Source organism: Pseudomonas sp. SR18, assembly GCF_023701505.1.
Taxonomy (GTDB): domain Bacteria; phylum Pseudomonadota; class Gammaproteobacteria; order Pseudomonadales; family Pseudomonadaceae; genus Aquipseudomonas; species Aquipseudomonas cyclaminis.
Map to the genome: position 1 here is coordinate 46395 of NZ_JAMQAU010000013.1, position 14973 is coordinate 61367.

Consider the following 14973-nt stretch of genomic DNA (forward strand, 5'->3'; position numbering starts at 1 on the left):
AGGAACAGGGGCAGTACAGGGATGAAGACAGGTCAAAAGTTGTTCGGCGCCAGCCTGCTGGTGCTGGCGATCAGCGGTTGCGCGGTCACCAGCGAACCGATTGAGCGCAGTGTCAGTGAGCAGCGAGCCCGCAGCGATCTACACGGCATGTACAAGGATCAAGAGCCCCTCAGCGGCCCCTTGACCCTGCACCAGGCCATGGCCCGTGCGGTGAAATACAACCTCGAAGGTCGCTTGAAGGTGATGGAAGAAGCCTTGGCCAAGCGCCAATCGGACCTGTCCAGTTTCGACATGCTGCCGCGCATGGCCCTGTCCGCAGGCTACGCCGGGCGCAATAACACCAACGCCTCCAGCAGCCAGAGCGTGCTCACCGGTACGCAGTCCCTGGAGCCGTCCACCTCCCAGGATCGCGACCGCCGCGTGGCGGACCTGACCATGGTGTGGAACGTGCTCGACTTCGGCGTCAGCTACATCAGCGCCAAGCAGCAGGGCGACCAGCGCCTGATCATCCAGGAACGTCGACGCAAGGTAATCAACACCATCGTCCAGGACGTGCGCTCTGCCTACTGGCGCGCGGTGGCCGCCGAGCGTCTGCTGACCCAGATCGACAGCCTGATGGCACGGGTCGATCAAGCACAGGCCAACAGCCAAAACATGAGCGAGCAGCGCATCGGCGACCCGGTCCAGGCCCTCGGTTACCAGCGCTCGCTGATCGAAGCCACACGCCAATTGCAGGAGCAGCGCCGCGCCCTGTCCCTGGCCAAGACCGAACTGGCCACCCTGATCAACCTGCCCATGGGCACCGACCTGAAGCTGGCCACGCCGGACGAGTACACGGTGCCTCAACTCAAGGTCAATCTGAGCAGCCTGGAACAGGAAGCCCTGGCCAATCGCCCGGAACTGCGTGAGCAGGATTACCAGACCCGCATCAGCGCTGCGGAAACCCGCAAAGCCATGCTGCGTCTGCTGCCGGGCCTGGAGTTTTCCGCTGGCGGGCACTACGACAGCAACTCGTTCCTGGTAGACAACCGTTGGGCTGACTATGGCGCCAAGATCACCTGGAACCTGTTCAACGTGATCTCCGCCCCGGCGGCCATTGACGTGGCCAAGGCTGGCGAAGAAGTTGCCACCGCACGGCGCCAGGCCATGTCGATCGCGGTGCTGGCACAAGTCTATGTGGCCAACGCCAATTACCAGGACGCCGTGCGCCAGTTCAAGACCAACGAACAACTGGCGAACATCGACGGGCAAATCCTCACCCAACTGCGCAACCGGCATGAAGCAGCCGGCTTGGGCGAACTGGACCTGATCCAGGGCGAACTCAACACCCTGCAAGCCGACCTGCGCCGTGACCTGGCCTATGCCGACCTGCGCAATGCCTACGGCCAGATCTTCGCCAGCGCCGGGCTCGACCCGTTGCCCGAGCAATTGGACTCTGACCGCGTGCAGACCATCGCCACCGCGCTGGCCAGCCGTGAATCGGCCTGGGCTGCCGGCAACATCGCTGCACCGGTGCCGCGTGCTGTTGCCCAGTAACCTGGTGGCGCCGACGGCGAGCATCACGCGCCGTCAGCGCGAGGCGCGTAATGGGCATCGCGGTATGGCGATCCTGCTCACCGGTTTGCCCGCATCGGGCAAGTCGACCCTGGCCCAGGGGCTGCAAGCTGCGCTTTTCGAACAGGGTCGGCAAAGCATCGTGCTCGACGGCGATGCCTTGCGCGGCGGCCTTAATAAAGACTTGGGTTTTGCCGACGGCGACCGCGAGGAAAACATCCGCCGTGCCAGCGAACTGGCGGCGCTGCTGGTGGACAACGGGCAGATCGTGATCCTCGCGATGATCGCGCCGCTGACCGAATTGCGGGCGGTGTTTGCCGGACGCCTGGGCGCGGATTACCGGGAAGTGTGGTGCAGCGCATCCTTGGCGGTGTGCGAAGGGCGCGATCCCAAAGGGCACTACGCCCGGGCGCGACGGGGCGAATTGCCAGGATTTACCGGCGTGGGTTCACCCTATGAGCCGCCGAGGGATACTGCGTTGGTGCTGGATACCGGCGTGTTACCGGCGCAGCAGTGCGTCGAAGGTTTGCTGGCCTGGCTGGCGCCTGGGCTAGACTCTGGAGAATCACCTTCTTAGGAGCCCGCCATGGAATCGCCAGTGCATAGCTTGCCGTCATTGTTCAAACAGTTGGGTTTGCCGGATGACCCGAAGAGCATTGATCAATTCTTGGCCAGTCATTCACCGCTCAAACCGGATCTGAAATTGGCGGACGCGTTTTTCTGGACCGACAGCCAGAGCGCTTTGTTGCGTGAGGAAATTTTGGATGACGCGGATTGGGCGGTGGTGGTGGATGAGTTGAATCTGATGTTGCGGGATGGGCGAGGTGTGTAAAAAACCTAGCAAAAGGTTGATCACTTGAAAAAAAACGAGGCTGGTTGAAAAAATCTAAGCTTTAATCGCGTCAGTGAATTTTTTCTGAGTCTGTGCGATGACTTAGATGGATATGCCCATCTCCATCAGTCCCTCGGGTTGAAAGCCATTGCGCCTGCCCGTGCTGCCATGATCAAGCCCGTCACACGCATCTCCATGATTGGTGATTGCCTGGCCGTTCCTCACGCCGTCGCCCTCGCTGTTGACTCGGTGCTTGAGCACATTCTTTTCGCTCTCAAGCATGAAGGCATCAACCTCGGCATTCTGGCCCAGGCCCTTGAAGTCGTTAGCGCTGACTCACTGCTACGTGAGCTGGAAAAAGCGCCCAACGGTCTTTTTATCCGAAAGGTTTGCTACCTATGGGAGGGTTTGACCCGTCAACGCTTGGATTACAACAAACCGATCAACAGCCGGGTTTCTCCTCTGTTTGACCCGCAGTGTTACGTGACGGGGCCGTCTACGCGTAACTCCCGTTGGCGCATCGACTTCAATGGCTTGGGTTCTTTGGCTTATTGCGCGACCGTGGAGCGAACACCAGAGATAGAAGCGCTTCTGAGCTTCGATATCCTCGACCGCGCCAAATCCTTCATGGCCACCCTCCCACCCGAAATGATGGACCGTGCCATCCAGTGGGCCTACCTCCACGAAACCCGCGACTCGTTCGCCATCGAAAAAGAACAACCGAGCGAAGAAAAATCCCGCCGCTTCGTCCAACTGTTGCGCCAGGAGTTGATGGAAGAGCTGATGGCCTTCGCCAACCAACCGGTACGCGGCGTCGATCCGCTGGTAGCGGCGGCCGTTACCGCGTTCGGCTTTGTGTTCCTGCACCCGTTCATGGACGGCAACGGGCGCCTCTCGCGCTTCCTGATCCACCAAACGCTCTGCCACTACGGCGCACTGGAAAATGGCCTGCTGCTGCCGGTGTCCGTCGCGATGAAGCACGAAGAGCAGGCCTATCTGGAGGCGCTCAAAGGTTTTTCACGACCGACGCGCGAGTTCTGGGACGTCACCTGGCTGGACGGCGATCAAATGGCCTTCGACTTCATCGGCCACCCCTCGATCTACCGCTACTGGGACGCCACCTGCTGCGTCGAATTCACCCTGCAAATGGCCCGCCGCGCCCTGGAAGTGGAACTGCGCGAGGAAACCGAATTTCTCGACCGTTATGACCGGGTGATCAAGGCCGTGAATCAACGCTTTGACGTGCGCGGCAGTGATTTGTCGAGGTTGGTGATGATGTGCCTGGATAACGACGGCAAGGTTTCCAAGCACCGGCGCAAGCCGTTTCAGTACAGCGTGTCGGAGGAGGTGTTTGAGTTTATTGAGGAGGAGGTGGGGAGTGCTCTGCGTGAAGTTGGGAAACTTCCTATCGACTAAAGGGAATTGGACGATAGTGGCCGGTGTGTGGGAGTCGTTATTAACAGGCGCTATGACTCAACGGTGGGTAAGGCTTGATAGTCGAGATGATCAACTTACTCACCGATCAGTTGAGCGTCGATATGGAGAGCTGCGGCATATAAAACAACGTTATATGGAGGGCGATGACAACTGGCAGGTGGGTGGTAAGTCGTGGCATTGGCAGCCTGTAACACCGGACGTGTTCTACGAATACAAGGAGGCAGGAGAATGACGCGCAAGCATGTTTTTTGGTTTTGGGGAGCCATGGATGCCCTTTATCTGATTCGTTATGCGGTGGCCAGCGCAATACAGGCAAGGATTCCTTATTTAAGCGATCTTGAAAGTGCTTTATGGGTACTGCGTGATCATAGTGTTGTGCAGTTATACATGTTCGGCTTTGCCATGCTGCTGCAAGTTTCCATCGTGATTTCGTGCCTACTGTTCTTTCTTGGACGTAAACAGGTGAGGTGGGTTACTTACCTTCAAACACCCTTGCGATTGGCTTTTATTGTGCCTTCTGTTTCGCCTTTGCTGGTAGGGGCTCAGCTTGTCCCTAACTACAATTTGGTGTTAATGGCTGTGTTAGTGATTATTTCGGAGGCAATCAAAGTCTGGAGCGTATGGCGATGGTGCAAAAAATCCTGACCGGCCATGAGACCTGAGAACCCATCAAGTCTGTGGCACAACCTCATCTGACATCCAAAACCGCCGCACTGGTCTCCCTGCCCTATGGCCTCGACATGATGGAAAATCCAGCAAGCCGACACCGATCCAAATGTGGGAGGGGGCTTGCCAGCGCATGCATCAATGACTGGCCCGCCGCAATCGGGGGCAAGCCCCCTCTCACATGGGTTCTGCGCTGCTGCCACTGAAACGCTCCACCCATCGCTAAATTGTTTCAAAACTTGACGGAACAACCACCCTCCATCATATTGATAGTTAGCAAACTAACTGTATGCGAACTATCCAGTGCCTCAATCCCTCGAACAACTCCAGATGAACCTCAGCAGCAGCATGGTGGTGGGCGCCCGTAACTGGCGCAAAATCTGCCAGACCACGCTGGTGAGCTATGGCATCTCCGAAGCCTGCGCCGTGCCGCTCTTGATGATCGGTCGTTTGGGCGACGGTGTGCACCAGGTCAAAGTGGCCCAGGCGTCCGGGATGGAAAGCCCGTCCCTGGTGCGCCTGCTGGATCGCCTGTGCAGTGACGGCTACGTGTGCCGTACCGAAGACGTCCACGACCGCCGCGCCAAGGCCTTGAGCCTCACCGAGCGTGGCCGTGAGTTGGTGCAAGCGGTTGAAGTGCAACTGGTGCGTCTGCGCCGTGAAGTGCTGGTGCAGATCACACCCGCCGATATGGAAGCCGCGCTGCGTGTGCTGCGCGCCTTTGAGGCGGCGACGCTTTGAACGGGTTCTTTACCGGTTTTCCGCCCGCCCGCGACTGGTTCTACGGCGTGCGTACCTTCGCCGCGTCGATGATCGCGCTGTACATCGCCATGCTCATGCAAATGCCGCGTCCGTATTGGGCGATGGCCACGGTGTATATCGTCTCCAGCCCGTTTGTCGGCCCCACCAGCTCCAAGGCCCTGTACCGCGCCATTGGCACCTTGATGGGCGCGGCGGCGGCGGTGTTTTTTGTGCCGATGTTCGTGCAGTCACCCTACATTTTGGTAGTGGTGATCGCGCTGTGGACGGGCACTTTGCTGTTCCTCTCCATGCACCTGCGCACCGCCAACAACTATGCGCTGATGCTGGCCGGCTACACGCTGCCGCTGATCGCCCTGCCCGTGGTGGATAACCCGCTGGCGGTGTGGGATGTCGCCGAGGCGCGGACCGAAGAAATCTTCCTCGGCATTGCAGTCGCCGCCGTAGTGGGCGCGATGTTCTGGCCGCGCCGCCTGATGCCGGTATTCGATGGCTCGGTGGCCAAGTGGTTTGCCGATGCCCAGGTCTACAGCCAGCGCTTTCTGACGCGCAACGTGGCGCCGGAAGAGGTCAGCACCTTGCGCGGCGGCATGGTTGCCACCTTCAACACCCTTGAATTGATGATCGGCCAGTTGCCCCACGAAGGCGCGCGGCCGCAGACAGTGCGCAACACCAAGGAACTGCGTGGGCGCATGATCCATCTGCTGCCGGTGGTGGATGCCCTGGATGATGCCCTGTACGCCATCGAACACCGTGCGCCGGAATTTCTAGACCGCATCAAGCCGATCCTGGAAGCCACCAGCCAATGGCTGGAAGGCACCCAAGAAAGCGCACCCATGGAAAGCTGGCGCGCCCTGCGTGATCAGGTCGACGCCCTGCAACCCCAAGGCGAAGCGCTGGATGATCGCCACACCTTGTTGTATTCCAACGCGCTGTACCGCCTGGGCGAATGGATCGACCTGTGGCAAGACTGCCGCAGCCTGCAGGCCGCGATCCAGTGCGAAAGCCAAGACACCTGGCGCGCCGTGTACCGTCACTGGCGCCTGGGCCGGCTTACGCCATTCCTCGACCGTGGCCTGATGTTCTACTCGGCGTTTTCCACCGTCACCGCGATCATCGTCGCCTCGGTGCTGTGGATTCTGCTGGGCTGGACCGACGGCGGCAGCGCCGTGATCCTGGCCGCCGTGGCGTGCAGCTTCTTCGCGTCGATGGACGACCCGGCGCCGCAGATCTATCGGTTCTTTTTCTGGACCGCCATGTCGGTGCTGTTCGCCAGCCTGTACCTGTTTCTGGTGCTGCCCAACCTGCACGATTTTCCGATGCTGGTGCTGGCGTTCGCCGTGCCGTTTATCTGCATCGGCACCCTCACCGTGCAGCCGCGATTCTACTTGGGCATGTTGTTGACGCTGGTGAACACCTCATCGTTTATCAGTATCCAGGGCGCCTACGACGCGGACTTCCTTAACTTCGCCAACGTCAATCTGGCCGGGCCTGTGGGCCTGCTGTTTGCCTTTGTGTGGACGTTGGTCGCACGGCCTTTTGGCGCCGAATTCGCGGCCAAGCGCCTGACCCGTTTCAGCTGGCGTGACATCGTCGGCCTCACCGAACCCGCCACCCTGGCTGAACACCGGCACCTGGCCGTGCAAATGCTCGATCGCCTGATGCAGCACCTGCCGCGCCTGGCCCTTACCGGCCAGGACACCGGCATCGCCCTGCGCGATTTGCGCGTGGCGCTGAACCTGCTCGACCTGCTGGCCTATTCGCCGCGCATCCTCGGCGTGCCACGGGTGTTGCTCAACCAAGTGGTGGAAGGCGTCGGCGCTTACTTCAAAGCCTGCCTCAAGGCGGGTGAACGCTTGCCCGCGCCCAGCGGTCTGCTGATGACCCTGGACCGCACGCGCCGCGCCCTCAACGGGCAAGGCCTGCAGGACGAAGACGATACCCGCCTGCACCTGTTGCACGCCTTGGCCGGCCTGCGCCTGGCGCTGTTGCCCGGCGTCGAATTTATTGGTGGCACGGAGCTGGAAGCGCCGCTGCCGGATGGAGCGCCTTTATGATCGGTGATCTGGATATCAGCGGGGTGTTCCTGCCCACGCTGCTGGTGCTGATGGGCATTACGTACGTGTTGTTCCTGGTGGTGCACGGGCTGTTGACGCGCATGCACTTCTATCGCCTGGTCTGGCACCGGGCATTGTTCAATGTGGGGCTCTACGCGCTGTTGCTGGGCGCGGTGGACTCACTCAGTCGATACCTGATGACATGAAAAAACCTTTTTTGACCATCGGCCGTGTAGTCCTGACGCTGTTGATCGTGAGCTTCGCGGTCGTCGTTGTGTGGCGCATGGTCATGTACTACATGTTTGCGCCCTGGACCCGCGACGGCCACATTCGTGCCGACATCGTGCAGATCGCCCCGGACGTGTCCGGGCTGATCCAGCGGGTGGACGTGCGCGACAACCAGTTGGTGACCAAGGGCCAGGTACTGTTTGCCGTCGACCAGGACCGCTTCAAGCTGGCCCTGCGCCAGGCCCAGGCCGCCGTGGCCGACCGCCAGGAAACCCTGGCCCAGGCCAGCCGCGAGTACAAGCGTAACCGTGGCCTCGGCAACCTGGTGCCCAGCGAGCAACTGGAAGAAAGCCAGTCCCGCGTGGCCCGTGCCCAGTCGGCCCTGGCCGAAGCGCAAGTGACGGTGGATTCGGCCCAACTCAACCTGGATCGCTCGGTGATCCGCAGCCCGGTGGACGGCTACGTCAACGACCGCGCGCCGCGTACCCAGGAATTCGTCACCGCTGGCCACCCAGTGCTGTCGGTGGTGGACAGCAATTCCTTCCATATCGACGGCTATTTCGAAGAGACCAAGCTCGACGGCATCCACGTCGGCATGGCCGTGGACATCCGTGTGATCGGCGACAACGCCCGCCTGCGCGGCCATGTGCAGAGCATCGTCGCCGGTATTGAAGACCGTGACCGCAGCAGCGGCTCCAACCTGTTGCCCAACGTCAACCCGGCGTTCAGTTGGGTACGCCTGGCCCAGCGGATTCCGGTGCGCATCGCCTTTGACGACGTGCCGGCGGACTTCCGTATGATCGCCGGGCGCACGGCCACGGTGTCGATCATTGGCGACAAGCCCAATGACGGAGCCACGCCATGAAGCAGCTGTTGGCGACCGCCGCGCTGGGTTTGTTGCTGTCGGCCTGCCAAGTGGTAGGCCCGGACTACACGCTGCCGGACAAGGCCGCCGTCAACCGTGGCGACCTGCAAGGGCCAATCGCGGGCGAGGGCGCCAACGTGGTGTCGGCGCCGGTGCCGAGCGACTGGTGGAAGCTGTACAAAGACCCGCGCCTGGACGAACTGGTGCGCCAAGCGATGGCCTCCAACACCGACCTGCGCGTGGCCGCTGCCAACTTGCAGCGTGCGCGTTTCCAGACCCAACAGGCTGAATCTGCCGGCGGCTGGAGCCTCGGCGCCAAGGCCGAGGCGCAGCGCCTGCAGGAGTCCGGCGAAGCATTTTTGCTGGCCGACAAAGTGCCGGTGGGTAACATCGGCAGCGTCGGCATCACTACCTCGTATCAATTCGACCTGTTCGGCACCTTGCAACGCGGCATCGAAAGCGCCCAGGCCAGCGCCGATGCGGCCCAGGCCGCTGCCGATATCGCACGTATCACCCTGGTGGCCGATGTGGTGCGTTCCTACACCCAAGTGTGCGCGGCCAACGAAGAACTGGCGATTGCCAACGAGTCCCTGGACCTGCAAGCCCAAAGCACCAAACTGACCCAGCGCCTGCGCGACGCCGGCCGTGGCGATGAAACCCAGGTCACCCGTTCGCAAACCCAGTACAAATCCCTGCGCGCCGACATGCCGCGCTACGAAGCGGCGCGCCAGGCCGGGTTGTTCCGCCTGTCGATGCTGCTGGCCAAGCCGCTGGACCAACTGCCAGCGGGCACCGGCAGCTGCGCCGAGCTACCGCACATCGCGCAACTGCTGCCCGTGGGTGACGGCGCGGCGCTGCTCAAGCGCCGCCCCGACGTGCGCCAGGCGGAACGCCAACTGGCCGCCGCCACCGCTCGGATCGGCGTGGCCACTGGCGCCCTGTACCCGGACATCGCCATCGGCGCCACGGTGGGCACCGTCGGCCTGCTCGAAAACCTTGGCACGCCTGCGACCAACCGCTGGGGTTTTGGCCCGATGATCAGTTGGACCGTGCCGACCAACGGCGCCCGTGCCCGTGTCCACGAAGCCGAAGCCGCAACCCAGGGCGCCTTGGCGCATTTCGACGGAGTGGTACTCAACGCCATCCGCGAAACCCAGACCGGCCTGGCGCAATACACCGCGCAGTTGCAACGGCGCGACGCACTGGCCGAAGCGGGTGAGTCGGCCAAGGAAGCGGCGGGGCAGACCCACCGCTTCTTCCAGGCCGGCCGTGCGTCGTTCCTGGCGGACCTGCAAGCCACCCGCACCTACACCGACGTGCGGGCGCAGCTGGCGGCGGCCAACACCCAGGTTGCGATGAGTCAGATCGACCTGTTCCTGGCCTTGGGCGGCGGCTGGGAAAGCGGACGAACGCAACCTGCGCAAGCCAGCAAACCCTGAGCAGATAGCTATGCTTTGTCAGGTGGGGCGCCGTGATGCCCTGCCTGACACTGCTCGCGTTTGCTCATGGGGATTCCAATAATGAAAAACCCTTATGCTCCCGCTTTCTGGTGCGTGCTCTTCGCACTGGTGCTGTTATCGGCCGCGTATTTCTACGGCGTCATGCTCGCTCACCAGCTCGACAAGGCCATGGTCTTTCTCGACAGCGCCTGCCTGGTGATCGGTACCTTGTCCATCGGCGTGGTGGCCTGGGCTTCTTACCAGAATCAACGCATCAAGAAAAAACTCCTCGAACAAGGCAAGACCCGCGTGGCGATCTGGGACACCAAGGTTGCGCTGCGCCGGGTGGAAACGGTGTTCGACCGTTATTTCTGGGGCAGCTATTGGCAGCCGGGGCGCACGTTCCAGGAAGTCATGGGCGACCTCACCGGCACGCCGTTGGAAAAAAGCCTCGAAGTCCTGAAAAAACAGTGCGTGGCCCTCGATCAGCAGGTCGCCGAAGGTAGGCATTGGCTCAATAATGCGCGGGAATTGTCTGATGTTGCGACACAGATGGCCCGCGAACGCTACCAACTGGACTTCTGCGACCCCAAGGCCGACACCCCCGGCAATGCGGTGATACACCGCGAGTTTGAGGTGCTGGTGTACACCTGGACGGCGCGCTTGAAGAGTTTCGATCACCAGTTGGATGAAATCGAGCTGGAGTATTCCTGAACTACTACTGAACTGATCCCTCTGAAAGGCTGGGCCGTTTACGGCCGCCAGTGCTAATCTTCCCCCGCTTTCGGCGGGCTTGAGCCAACCCTTACAGGGTTCAAGGAAGACAGCCCACTTCTCACAGGATTTGATCAGGTCACTTCATGAATAAGCCAGCAGTCGTTCTTTTGGGTTTTGTTGTCGCCGTTGGCGTCGTCAGTGCAGGCGGCGCCTGGTACACCGGTAAACAACTGGAGCCGGTGCTGCAAACCGCGATCCAGAACGCCAACAAGGAACTGCAGACCTCCATGGCCGGCGTCGATGGCACCGTGGCCCTGGAGCTGGTCTCCCTGGATCGTGGGGTGTTCAGCAGCACCGCCCATTACCGCTTGAAAGGCCAAGGCTCGGTCTTCGGCGAAGACAACCCGAACCCGGAACTGCTGTTTGTCGACCATATCGAACACGGCCCGCTGCCGTTCTCGCGCCTGGTGACGCTCAAGTGGCTGCCGGTCATGGCCACCAGTCACTACGCGCTGGAAAAGAACGCCACTACCGAGAAGTGGTTCGCCGCCGCCAAAGACGTGTCGCCGCTCAAAGGCGTGGCCAATATCGGCTACACCCGTTCGGTCAACGGCAACATCGAGTTGCTGCCGCTGGAGTTCAAGGACGACAAATCGTCGGTGAGCTTCTCCGGCGCCAACATGAACTTCGACGGCACCGCTGAGGGCCAGAAGGTCAAGGCCGATGGCTTTATGAACAGCCTCAAGGTCGCCGCCGTGGATGCCAATGGCGAAGCCTTCGAAGCCGAGCTGTCGGGCCTGACCATCGCCAGCAATCTGGAAAAATCCACCTTCGGTTTCTACACCGGGCAAAACACCGTTGAACTGACCGACAGCAAGTTCACCTTCGGCCCGCAGAAAGCCGTGCTGACCGTCAAAGGCTTCGAGCAGAAAGACTCCAGCGAAACCAAGGACAACAACCTGGCCGGCCGTGTCGACTACAAGATCGACGAGATCGGCTACCAAGGCAAACCCGTGGGTTCGGCGGCGCTGGCTGTGAGCATGAAGAATGTCGACATCCCGGCCATGCTGGTGCTGACCAAGCTTTACCAGGACAAGATGCAGCCGGTACAAGCCGCTGCCGCCGCCAACCAGCCGGCACCTGAGCTGCAACTGACCGAAGCCGAGCAGGCCCTGGCCGAAGCCAACGTCAACCAGGTCCTGGCCGCCAAGCCGCAAGTGGCGGTAGAAAATCTGTCGCTGAAAACCACCCACGGCGAAAGCAAGTTCAGCCTGCTGGTCGACCTGGCCAAGCCGGTGTCCATGGAGCTGCCACCGGTTGAACTGGGCAAGCAGATGATTGCGCTGCTGGACGCCAACCTGACCCTGTCCAAGCCGATGATCGCTGACGTTTCCGCGCTGCAAGCGCAACTCGGCGGCGTGACCGACCCGAAAGCCATCGAGCAACAATCCCAGATGGCCGCCGAGATGGTCAGCGGCATGGCGGTGGGCACGCAGTTGGCGACCCTGGTCGGCAGCGACGTGGTGTCCAAGCTGCACTACGCCAACAATGAAGTGACGTTCAACGGTCAGAAGATGACTGTCGAGCAATTCATTGGTTTTGTGATGGCCAAAGTTGGTGCGGTGAGCGGCGCGCAGTAAATAATCTGCCCTGGCTCGCAAATAAATAATGGGGCAGCGGGCCTGCCCGCAACAGAGGTCAAACGGCTGGCGTTCATGCGTACCGAGCCCTTCTGTTGCAGGCAAGTCTGCTCCCGCATTCACATTTCAGATTTGCCCGCAATTCTGAACAATTGTTCTGAATTGGACTTCTGCCAACTTTCCTAAGAGATAGTTCACACAGGAAAGCTAGGCCGGGTCATTAGACGCCGGCACCCTGCAGCGAATCGCGCAGGACCACCTATCGTTACAGCTTTCCGTGTGTAAGGAAGCTCACGATATGTTGCGAAACCTACCACTCAGTGCATCAGGCCGGTTGCGACTGCTCGTCGGGGCAGCTTTATGCAGCCAGCTATTGATGCCCGCTTTCGCCATGGCCGATCCGGCCTATGACGCGCTGATCATCCAGGCGCGCAACGGCAACTTCACACCCGCCCTTACCCAATTGCGTCAGCTGTCGGCCGAGCGCCAGACGCCAGGCCAGGTCAGCGATCATGTGGTGATCGCCGGTTGGGCCGGCCAGGATGCTGAAGTACTTAAGGTGTACGAGGCCGAGGGTAAACATCGCAACCTCAGCACCCAGGCGCTCGCCACCGTGGCGCGCACCTATCGCAATCAAAAGCAGTGGGCCCAGGCTGAGGCGGTCTATCGCCAGGCGCTGCTGCGTGAGCCAAATAACATCGACCTGCAACTGGGCCTCGCCCTGACCCAGGCCGACGGCGGCAAGACCACCGAAGCCGTGCAACGCACCCGTGCGCTGGTGGCCGCCAAGCCCGATGACCCCAACCGGCGCATGGCCCTGGGGTACGCGCTGACCCGCGCCGGCTTGAACTACGACGCGTTGTTTGAATTCGACCAGGCGTTTATCCGCGCCGGCGACAAACCCGACGTCGCCCGCGAATACATCGTTGCCCTGCAAAAGGCCCGCCTGCCGGAAGCCGCGTTGCGCCTGTCGGCCCAACGTCCCGGCCTGCTGGACCCGGTCACTCAACGGCGCCTGGAAGGCGACCTCGCCGCCGAGCGCGTGCGCATGGCCGAGTTCGCCACGCGCAGCGAAAAAGACCGCTACGTGATTGCCGACCGCGCCCTGGCGGATTACGACAAACTGCTCGCCCGCTGGACCCCGGACGCCGCCGCCCATGACGACGTGGTGCGCTGGCGCATCGACCGCCTCGGCGCGCTCAAGGCGCGGGCGCGTACCGCCGAAGTGATCCGTGAGTACGAAATTCTTAAAGGCGAAGGCGTGCAATTGCCGACCTACGCCGTGCGCTGGGTGGCCGCGTCCTACCTCGACCAACGCCAGCCGGAAAAAGCCGAGCCGCTGTATCGCCAGGCGCTGAGCGCCACCGACGCCGAGCCCGATGACCGGGTCGAAGACACCACCGCGTTGTTCTACGCCTTGCAGGAAAGCGACAAAGGCGAGGACGCCAACGAGGTTGCCAAGGGGCTCGCCAACAGCCAGAAACCCCGTGTCGAACTCAAGGGTCTCCCCGTCGGCAACCCCAACGACGCGTGGATGGACGCCCAGCAACTGTCGGCCCAGGCCGGCGTGTACGGCGGCGACCTGCCGGGCAGCGAAGCCGGTTTGGAAGCGCTGGTCGCCAAGGCTCCGGGTAACGTCGGCCTGCGCCTGGCCCAGGCCGACATGTACCGCGCCCGCGATCTGCCCCGGCGCGCCGAAGGCATTCTCAAGGAAACCGAAGCCCAGGCCCCGCGCGACATCGGCCTGGAAGTGAGCCAGGCGTACACCGCGATGGACCTGCAGGAGTGGCGCCAGCTCGACGTGCTCACCGACGACGTGGTTGCGCGCAACCCGGACAACCGCCAAGTGCAGCGCCTCAGCCGCCTGCGCGATGTGCATGACATGGCTGAGCTGCGCGTCGAGGCCTACACCGGTAAAAGCTTCGGCGGCGGTAACGACAGCGAGGCAGGGGCGGTTTCGGGGAGTCGTGACTGGGGCATCGAAAGCCGTCTCTACACGCCGCCCATCGACGAAGACTGGCGCCTGTTCGCGGGTGCCGGCTACGCCCGTGCAGATTTCGAAGAGGGTACCGGCCAGCATCGCTGGCAGGTGGTCGGTGTAGAGCGGCGCACCCGCGACATGACCATCGAAGCCGAGGTCTCCAACCATTCCTACGGCGATGGCTCCAAACAAGGCGCCGCGATTTCGATTGCCCGCGACATCAACGACCACTGGCAATACGGCGGCAGCCTTGGCTACCTGCTGAGCACCACGCCGTTGCGCGCGCTGAATGACGGCATCACGGCCAACGGCGGCAGCGGGTTTGTCCGCTGGCGCGCCAACGAAAGCCGCGAGTGGAAACTGACCCTCAGCCCGTCCCATTTCAGCGACGGCAACGACCGCTTCGAAGCCTTGCTCAGCGGCCGCGAGGGCCTCTACAGCTCGCCGAGGGTGCAAGTCGACCTGGGCCTGGAAGTCGGCGCCAGCCGCAACAGCAAGGAAGACACGGTGTACTTCAATCCGAAGTCGGATTTCACCGTGCTGCCCGTCCTCACCATCAACCATGTGCTTTATCACCGCTACGAGACCCAGTGGAGTCAGCAGTTCCAGGTCGGTGCGGGTACGTATAGCCAGCGTGATTACTCCACCGGCGGCATGGCGTTGATCGGCTACGGCCAACGCTATCGCTGGAACGATGTACTGGACGTTGGCGCCAACCTGAGCCTGATCAGCCGACCTTACGACGGTGATCGCGAACGCGATCTGCGCCTGCTCGTCGACCTCACTTACCGTTTCTAA

General features: G+C 61.7%; 13 protein-coding genes. All 13 read left to right on the forward strand.

Translation table 11 applies throughout. The features are described from left to right. Positions 1 to 21: 21 nt before the first annotated feature. The 13 genes from NDJ82_RS18890 to pgaA all read left to right on the forward strand — a co-directional run bounded on the left by NDJ82_RS18890 (position 22) and on the right by pgaA (position 14973). The gene (locus tag NDJ82_RS18890; protein WP_099584326.1) at positions 22 to 1536 is read left to right on the forward strand and encodes a TolC family protein; all 1515 of its coding nucleotides are present in this window, start codon (positions 22 to 24) and stop codon (positions 1534 to 1536) included. After that, positions 1520 to 2131 carry an adenylyl-sulfate kinase gene (gene cysC, locus NDJ82_RS18895; RefSeq protein ID WP_502941242.1) on the forward strand — a complete coding sequence of 204 codons (612 nt, stop codon included), beginning with the start codon at positions 1520 to 1522 and terminating at the stop codon, positions 2129 to 2131. The genes NDJ82_RS18890 and cysC overlap by 17 nt, the downstream gene beginning before the upstream one ends. Before the next feature lie 9 nt (positions 2132 to 2140). Next, complete coding sequence (locus NDJ82_RS18900) at positions 2141 to 2386, forward strand: DUF2789 domain-containing protein (RefSeq protein ID WP_112192892.1); 246 nt, start codon at positions 2141 to 2143, stop codon at positions 2384 to 2386. Positions 2387 to 2554: 168 nt separating this feature from the next. Continuing rightward, on the forward strand, positions 2555 to 3802 hold the full coding sequence (locus NDJ82_RS18905; protein ID WP_250926072.1) for a Fic family protein: 1248 nt from the start codon (positions 2555 to 2557) through the stop codon (positions 3800 to 3802). Between the two features lie 249 nt (positions 3803 to 4051). Further along, on the forward strand, positions 4052 to 4468 hold the full coding sequence (locus NDJ82_RS18910) for a hypothetical protein (protein ID WP_191947088.1): 417 nt from the start codon (positions 4052 to 4054) through the stop codon (positions 4466 to 4468). A 351-nt stretch (positions 4469 to 4819) separates the two neighbouring features. Further along, positions 4820 to 5230, forward strand: coding sequence for a MarR family winged helix-turn-helix transcriptional regulator (locus NDJ82_RS18915; RefSeq protein WP_250926124.1), 411 nt, complete (start codon positions 4820 to 4822; stop codon positions 5228 to 5230). Then, positions 5227 to 7305, forward strand: a complete 2079-nt coding sequence (locus tag NDJ82_RS18920) for an FUSC family protein (protein ID WP_099584331.1) — start codon at positions 5227 to 5229, stop codon at positions 7303 to 7305. The genes NDJ82_RS18915 and NDJ82_RS18920 overlap by 4 nt, the downstream gene beginning before the upstream one ends. Continuing rightward, positions 7302 to 7511: a DUF1656 domain-containing protein gene (locus tag NDJ82_RS18925; RefSeq protein WP_003187469.1), complete on the forward strand. Its 210-nt coding sequence runs from the start codon at positions 7302 to 7304 to the stop codon at positions 7509 to 7511. Before NDJ82_RS18920 ends, NDJ82_RS18925 begins: the two co-directional genes overlap by 4 nt. Further along, positions 7508 to 8398 (forward strand): efflux RND transporter periplasmic adaptor subunit, encoded by an 891-nt coding sequence (locus NDJ82_RS18930; RefSeq protein WP_099584332.1) that lies wholly within the window; start codon positions 7508 to 7510, stop codon positions 8396 to 8398. The genes NDJ82_RS18925 and NDJ82_RS18930 overlap by 4 nt, the downstream gene beginning before the upstream one ends. Further along, a complete protein-coding gene (locus tag NDJ82_RS18935) occupies positions 8395 to 9837 on the forward strand; it encodes an efflux transporter outer membrane subunit (RefSeq protein ID WP_099584333.1) in 1443 nt (480 codons plus the stop codon). Before NDJ82_RS18930 ends, NDJ82_RS18935 begins: the two co-directional genes overlap by 4 nt. 81 nt (positions 9838 to 9918) lie before the next feature. Then, positions 9919 to 10551, forward strand: coding sequence for an NADH:ubiquinone oxidoreductase subunit N (locus NDJ82_RS18940; protein WP_112192895.1), 633 nt, complete (start codon positions 9919 to 9921; stop codon positions 10549 to 10551). A gap of 146 nt (positions 10552 to 10697) precedes the next feature. Further along, positions 10698 to 12194, forward strand: a complete 1497-nt coding sequence (locus tag NDJ82_RS18945; protein ID WP_099584335.1) for a YdgA family protein — start codon at positions 10698 to 10700, stop codon at positions 12192 to 12194. 298 nt (positions 12195 to 12492) lie between these two features. After that, positions 12493 to 14973 carry a poly-beta-1,6 N-acetyl-D-glucosamine export porin PgaA gene (gene pgaA / locus NDJ82_RS18950; RefSeq protein WP_250926073.1) on the forward strand — a complete coding sequence of 827 codons (2481 nt, stop codon included), beginning with the start codon at positions 12493 to 12495 and terminating at the stop codon, positions 14971 to 14973.

What these genes read in the sequence shown, in the direction of transcription:
- NDJ82_RS18925 (WP_003187469.1), top strand. Translation starts at nt 7,302, where the DNA reads ATGATCGGTGATCTGGATATCAGCGGGGTGTTCCTGCCCACGCTGCTG.
- NDJ82_RS18930 (WP_099584332.1), top strand. Translation starts at nt 7,508, where the DNA reads ATGAAAAAACCTTTTTTGACCATCGGCCGTGTAGTCCTGACGCTGTTG.
- NDJ82_RS18910 (WP_191947088.1), top strand. Translation starts at nt 4,052, where the DNA reads ATGACGCGCAAGCATGTTTTTTGGTTTTGGGGAGCCATGGATGCCCTT.
- NDJ82_RS18890 (WP_099584326.1), top strand. Translation starts at nt 22, where the DNA reads ATGAAGACAGGTCAAAAGTTGTTCGGCGCCAGCCTGCTGGTGCTGGCG.
- pgaA (WP_250926073.1), top strand. Translation starts at nt 12,493, where the DNA reads ATGTTGCGAAACCTACCACTCAGTGCATCAGGCCGGTTGCGACTGCTC.
- NDJ82_RS18940 (WP_112192895.1), top strand. Translation starts at nt 9,919, where the DNA reads ATGAAAAACCCTTATGCTCCCGCTTTCTGGTGCGTGCTCTTCGCACTG.
- NDJ82_RS18900 (WP_112192892.1), top strand. Translation starts at nt 2,141, where the DNA reads ATGGAATCGCCAGTGCATAGCTTGCCGTCATTGTTCAAACAGTTGGGT.
- NDJ82_RS18915 (WP_250926124.1), top strand. Translation starts at nt 4,820, where the DNA reads ATGAACCTCAGCAGCAGCATGGTGGTGGGCGCCCGTAACTGGCGCAAA.
- NDJ82_RS18935 (WP_099584333.1), top strand. Translation starts at nt 8,395, where the DNA reads ATGAAGCAGCTGTTGGCGACCGCCGCGCTGGGTTTGTTGCTGTCGGCC.
- NDJ82_RS18945 (WP_099584335.1), top strand. Translation starts at nt 10,698, where the DNA reads ATGAATAAGCCAGCAGTCGTTCTTTTGGGTTTTGTTGTCGCCGTTGGC.
- NDJ82_RS18905 (WP_250926072.1), top strand. Translation starts at nt 2,555, where the DNA reads ATGATCAAGCCCGTCACACGCATCTCCATGATTGGTGATTGCCTGGCC.